The organism is Lamprobacter modestohalophilus (assembly GCF_016583905.1).
GTDB classification, from domain to species: domain Bacteria; phylum Pseudomonadota; class Gammaproteobacteria; order Chromatiales; family Chromatiaceae; genus Lamprobacter; species Lamprobacter modestohalophilus.
Map to the genome: position 1 here is coordinate 1 of NZ_NRRY01000104.1, position 5,790 is coordinate 5,790.

Consider the following 5,790-nt stretch of genomic DNA (forward strand, 5'->3'; position numbering starts at 1 on the left):
AAACTCGCCAACTTCATTGACTTCTTCAACGACAAGCTGGCCAAGCCGTTTCGCTGGACCTATACCGGGAAGCCACTCGCGGCTTGATTGGCTGGTCGGTATCAGGATTTTCACAGCAAAGCACTAGCGCTGAGGCTATGCCACCATGTTGCTACGCCGCCATGTCGCCTATTTTCCCGTACGACACAACGACACGATAATTACTCTCATCGACATGCTCCAACCGAGCATCTGCAATGAGGGCCTTTTCAGCGGGATACAAATCGAGCTTTGCCTTCATCAAGCCATTGAGGTCCTTCTTAAACCACTTCATGGTTTCCTTGTCTTTAATCACTGAGCGCATTTCATCGAGGTACTGGTGGTATGCTTTGTTCCGCTCGCTTTTGGGCAGGACTGCAAGATTCCATGCCTTACAGGCAATCAGCAGATTAGCCTGACGCCCTTGCTCAGAGGTTTCGAGCTCGATAAATTGGCCCGCCACATCGACGATCATTTGAGATAGGTTTTTCTCGGCAGACATCGCATTGCCTAGAAGGAGAACGCTTGAACCAAGATAGCTTCACGCATCAGGTGGATCACTTGGGGGAAATGCCATGGAATCTCAGCATCTGTGAGATCGGCCTTCGACTCCCTTCCCTGCAGTGCGCGTGTCAAAGCCGACGTTCCCCCTGGGTCATCTAAAGCGCTGACTGATCAAAAAAGGGACCACAGCAGCGGCACTGGCTTAGCGCGTTGCAACGATGAGATCAAGCCGGAGTATGCTTGAAAAGCAGCGAACGCGCGAATCCGAAGCCATAGGGTTGGACCACGGTCCTCGCCATGCTCGGCAAATGCTGCGTGTCGTCAAAGGACGCGGCCTTGATCGTCCCTTGGTCCACCTGTCGCGGCGCAGGTTCGGGCAGGGCGAAATACAACGTAAGTGCTTGAAAAACTGTGCGCCCTGCAGGGTCCGAACCTGCGACCACCTGATTAAAAGTCTGAGCGTCACACCTTCCACCGTTTGCGACCGACTACGATAGACCGCTATAAAACAGCACCTTAGCACTGCCGACTCTGCTACCATTTACCATCAGTCACCACCTGGAACGCTCCCGCCTGGTGACTTTATGGTGACTCGAACCCCGAGAGCAGAGAGGTGCACCGTGCGACTGACAAAGCGAACCATTGACGCGGCCCAGTATGAAGGCGAGAACGGCGCCCGCTTCGTGCTGTGGGATTCCGAGGTTCCCGGCTTTGGCTGTCGCATCTACCCAAGCGGCAAGCGGACGTTCGTCCTGTCCTATCGCATCAACAACCGCAAGCGGCTACTGACCCTTGGCGGCTATGGCGCCTTGACCCTCGACCAAGCCCGCAAGCTGGCGCGCGCCGAGCTGGCCAAGGTGGAAAGCGGCGCGTCCGACCCCCTCGAAGAGCGCCAGCGAGCGGCTGGCGGCCAGACCATCGCGGACCTGTGCGCGGCCTACATGGAGCGGCACGGCGATGCGAAAAAGAGCGGAGGCGAAGACCAGCGGCGCATCAATAGCCATATCCTGCCCGCATGGCGCAACCTGAAGGCATCGGCCATCAGGCGCGCGGACGTGGCGGCGCTGCACTCCAAGATTGGCAAGACCGCACCCTATGAAGCGAACCGAATTCTAGCCCTGCTGGCCAAGCTGTTTGAGCTGGCGCGGCGCTGGGGATTCGTGCCAGAGGCCCACGTCAACCCGGCGCGCGACATTGACCGCTTCAAGGAACACAAGCGCGACCGATGGATAACCCCCTTGGAACTGCCGCACCTTGCGGCGGCCATCAATGCCGAGCCCAACGCATCGGCCCGCTATGGCCTGTGGCTCTATCTGCTGACCGGCGCTCGCAAGACCGAACTGCTGGCGGCCCGATGGTCGGACGTGGACCCGGAGCGCGGCGAGCTGCGACTAGGCGACACCAAGGCCGGCCGAACGCATTACATCCCACTGAGCGCGGTTGCCCTGGCACTGATCGACCAGATACCGCGCCAGCCCGGCAATCCCTACATCCTGCCCGGCAAACATCCCGGCGCCCATTTGGTGAATATCTCCAAGCCATGGAACCGCGTGAAGACGGCGGCAACGCTGGCGCGCTGGCGCGAAGAGCCCGAGGCGGCGGCGCTGATTGACCGACTGACCGAGGCCCGCGCGGCCGAAAAGAGCAAGCACGCGGCCAAGGACTTGACCCCGGAGCCAACCCTTGCCGAGATTCGCGCGGCAAGCGACACGGCCGGTCTGACCCTTCCACCTGCGGTTGATGACGTTCGCCTGCATGACCTGCGGCGGACGGTTGGAAGCTGGTTAGCGCAAGCCGGCAATTCCCTACACCTGATTGGTCGCGTGCTGAACCACTCCAACGCCAGCACAACACAAGTCTATGCCCGGTTCGGCCAAGATCACGTTCGCGCGGCCCTCGAGCAGCACGGCGAGCGACTGCTAGGCGCGGCCAAGCTGGCGCCAGCGGCGGAGGTGGTAGACATCAAGCGGCGCAAGACCGGCTAAGCAATTCCCATCACTGTTGCGTTAAAGCGTTCGCGCCAGCCTAGGGTAGCTCCCGAAAAGGCGGACCACCTTCCCGCCCTGGCTGGCGCCCTTACCCGAAGGTGCCCGCGTGAAGGTGCGCGAACATGATTGACCCATCCCTGTACCGCTTTCGCGAGCGGTTAACCCTGTTGGAATGCGCGGCCCTCGCGCATGGCCGCGACCCGCGCGAATTGCAACGGCGCTTTGAAGAGTCCCTAGCCCTCGACTATGGCCCACACTGCACTCGCCGCCAGATAAAGGAGCTGGCGGTTTCCCGCGAGGTGGCGGAAACCGTAGACGCCCTTGAGGCAATGACTGGCGCGGACGCTGTGACCCCGCCCTTTGGTGTTTTCCGCTTTCCCCCTTGCGAATGCCAAGCCATGCTCGCGGCCCTTGGTTTATCGCTTCCCTGGACGCTAGACCCTGAGAATCAGCGCGAAGCCGCCAATACTGGGCAATCCCCGTCACCCGATAACTGGCGCGAAGACCCAGCGCTGTTGAAAGGCGAAAAACAAGACCGCGCGGTTGCCGAGATCATCAAGGCGAAAGGATTTAACCCCTCAGCAATCCCTGACGGCGAGAAAGGGACTATTGAGCAGCTTTGCACGCTGGAATATCCCGAGCTGTTCAAGTTTGTAACCGCTTTTGAAACCGCATGGAAGCGCGGTCTAAAAGCTGGCCGTTGGCGAATGCAAAGCCATGCTTCCTATGCCAAGCGCGGCAAGGATTGACCCGTTTACCCTCGCCATTTCTCCCCGAATCTCTACTTCGATTTCCTACCCACTGATGCCTTTAGCATCGATTCCGCATCGTAAACCAACGCGGAATCGAGACTATGAAAGACGTTCTATCACCCGCCCGTTCGCTGGAAAGCGAAACCGAAGCGGCTATTTATTTGGGAATCAGCCCCCGCACCCTGCAAGCCTGGCGCGGTCGCGGCGATGGCCCGGCATTCGTCAAGGTCGGTCGCGCGGTTCGCTATGACCGCGCGGCCCTGGATGCCTTCATTGCTGAGCGCACCCGGACCAACACGGTCGGAGGTGCGGCGTGACCGGCCCCCTCACCCTCGAAGCAATCTGCACCTTCACCGATGGCCCGCAACAGATTGCACGGCTACCGCTGTTCGGTCTGACTTCCGAGGCCAACGCCCTGCACGCGGTTCTATCCGAACTGAGCGCCAGCGAGCGGCAATCACTACTGAAGCTGTCGCTTTGCCTTTATGGCGATGACTTGGACGGCTGGGGATGGCTCGAAGAGTCGCGCGGCAAGTATTACTTCACCGCAACCGCACCCAAGCCCGAACCCGAGCGGCGCATCAACCCGGACCTGGTGGCGGGGTTCAAATTCAGCCCCAGCAACAAGACCGCTGAAGCGATTTTTTCAGCCATTACGCCCGACCTTGGCGTGGTTGTGCTGGATGGCGCAACCCTGAGCAATGGCCCAATGGCTGGCCTGGTGATTAAGGATTGCGTCGGTCGGTTCGTGGTTCACATTGGTTGCGATGGCCGGCTGAATGCGGTTCCTGCTGGCTATCACGCGGAGAGCACGGAGGCGCGGCAATGAACGGCTATGAAACCCTGCGACAAATGGCCACCGAGGCCGGCGTTCGTGTTCCTGACCTGCTGGCGATGCACCGCAGCAATGACCCGTTCTATTGCGGAAGCCCGGCCCAAGTCGAACAAGCGCGCTGGTTCGTGGCACTGATTGATCGGTACTCATTCGCCTATGCCTTCCACCTGCGGCGCGTGCATTACCGCATCGTTTCCGAGCGCGAGCCTGTCTCGATGGTTGATGGCCGGCCCTACCAGAACACCGAGCGCTGTTGGAGCTATCTCTGCAACGCTGGCAAGGCGGCGCGGACGCTCGGACTACTGGACGCCCGGCGCTTCGTGGACCAGCGCAACCCGGCCCCGAGCATCTATCGCGAAGAGCCCAGCGGCAACGACCCTAGCATATGGTTGCCCGAGATAGCCGGCTTGGAGCTACCCGGCATTGATGCCGAGCTGGCGGCCCCGGACTTCGACCTGCCCGAGCCCGAGGTCTTGGGTTATAGGTACAGCGGTGCGGACCAGCCCTATCTGCTGGAGGTCTGGATTGAGAAGACCACTCAGAACGACATCCTACGGCCGCTTTGCCAGCGGTTCGGTATGAACCTGGTTCCCGCTGCCGGCTTCCAGAGCATCACGGCGGCGGTCAACCTGATTGACCGCGTGCGCCAGACCGGCAAGCCCGGACGCGTGCTGTATGTCTCGGACTTCGACCCTGCCGGCGACAAAATGCCCATTGCGGTTGCGCGGCAAGTCGAATATCACCTGCAAGCAACCCCGGCGGACGTTTCCTTGCACCGTCTGGCACTGACTGCCGAGCAAGTCGCGGCCTATGACTTGCCGCGAATCCCCATCAAGGAAAGCGACTTGAGGCGCGCGAACTTTGAGGCCAAGCACGGCACCGGCGCGGTTGAGCTGGACGCCCTGGAGGCCCTGCACCCTGGCACGCTGAAGGCATTGGTTACTGATGCGGCGCGCGGTTACTTCGACACGGACCTACCCGAACTGGCGGCCGATACCGAGGCGGAGGCCCAAGCGGCGGTTGAACTGGAATGGCGCGACCGGACGGCGGAAGAGCGAACCGCCCTCGATGGTCTGCGGACCGAGGCGGCGACCATCCTTAACCGCTATAGGCCCATGCTGCAAACGCTGGCGGCAGACTTGGACGCGAACCTTGAGCCCTTGCGCCAGCAAGCGGACATCATCGCGGAGGCGGTGCGCGACAAGGCGCGCGACTTCGACCCGGACCTGCCACCGCGCGCGGAATCGGACCTTGAACCGCCCGACGAATCGGCGTGGCTGTTCGACTCCCGGCGCGGTTACTTCGACCAACTGGCGGCTTACGCAAACGAGAAAGGCCCGGCGGCTGTCACCACCGAGCCCTTGTTGAATCACCCACCAGAGAATAACCTTCAACCGTCCACGAGGCCCTGCAAGGCCCCGTGACAAAGCAATCCGACCGACATCGGCTTGCACCGGCGAGAGCAATTCTAACCAATCCCCTGGTGAATTGCGCTCGCCCTTGCCCGCCTGTCCGGTCGGTTCCCACTTTAAACAGGAACCGACAGCATGACCGATACCGAATCCCCATATATGGTCCGCCCCGCGATGCAAGAGCCACTTGACTGTTCAGCAGAAGGAAACGTTGCGGCCATATATCCGGCGTCGTGATGAGGTGGCGTGATCGCTCCTCGCGCCCTGATGGAATCCGCGCG

6 protein-coding genes are annotated in these 5,790 nt (G+C 60.9%); 5 read left to right on the forward strand and 1 reads right to left on the reverse strand.

Annotation, left to right across the window (positions count from 1 at the left end):
• Positions 1–151: 151 nt before the first annotated feature.
• Positions 152–520, reverse strand: a complete 369-nt coding sequence (locus CKO42_RS25560) for a hypothetical protein (RefSeq protein ID WP_200251797.1) — start codon at positions 518–520, stop codon at positions 152–154.
• A gap of 622 nt (positions 521–1,142) precedes the next feature.
• Between CKO42_RS25560 and CKO42_RS25565 the strand changes: the two genes are divergently transcribed.
• The 5 genes from CKO42_RS25565 (at position 1,143) to CKO42_RS25585 (ending at position 5,521) form a co-directional block, all read left to right on the forward strand.
• A complete protein-coding gene (locus CKO42_RS25565; RefSeq protein ID WP_200251799.1) occupies positions 1,143–2,507 on the forward strand; it encodes a tyrosine-type recombinase/integrase in 1,365 nt (454 codons plus the stop codon).
• Positions 2,508–2,632: 125 nt separating this feature from the next.
• Complete coding sequence (locus CKO42_RS25570) at positions 2,633–3,259, forward strand: hypothetical protein (RefSeq protein WP_200251801.1); 627 nt, start codon at positions 2,633–2,635, stop codon at positions 3,257–3,259.
• 104 nt (positions 3,260–3,363) lie between these two features.
• A complete protein-coding gene (locus CKO42_RS25575; protein ID WP_200251803.1) occupies positions 3,364–3,579 on the forward strand; it encodes a helix-turn-helix transcriptional regulator in 216 nt (71 codons plus the stop codon).
• The gene (locus CKO42_RS25580; RefSeq protein WP_200251805.1) at positions 3,576–4,091 is read left to right on the forward strand and encodes a hypothetical protein; all 516 of its coding nucleotides are present in this window, start codon (positions 3,576–3,578) and stop codon (positions 4,089–4,091) included. Before CKO42_RS25575 ends, CKO42_RS25580 begins: the two co-directional genes overlap by 4 nt.
• Positions 4,088–5,521 carry a hypothetical protein gene (locus CKO42_RS25585; RefSeq protein ID WP_200251808.1) on the forward strand — a complete coding sequence of 478 codons (1,434 nt, stop codon included), beginning with the start codon at positions 4,088–4,090 and terminating at the stop codon, positions 5,519–5,521. The genes CKO42_RS25580 and CKO42_RS25585 overlap by 4 nt, the downstream gene beginning before the upstream one ends.
• Positions 5,522–5,790 lie beyond the last annotated feature (269 nt).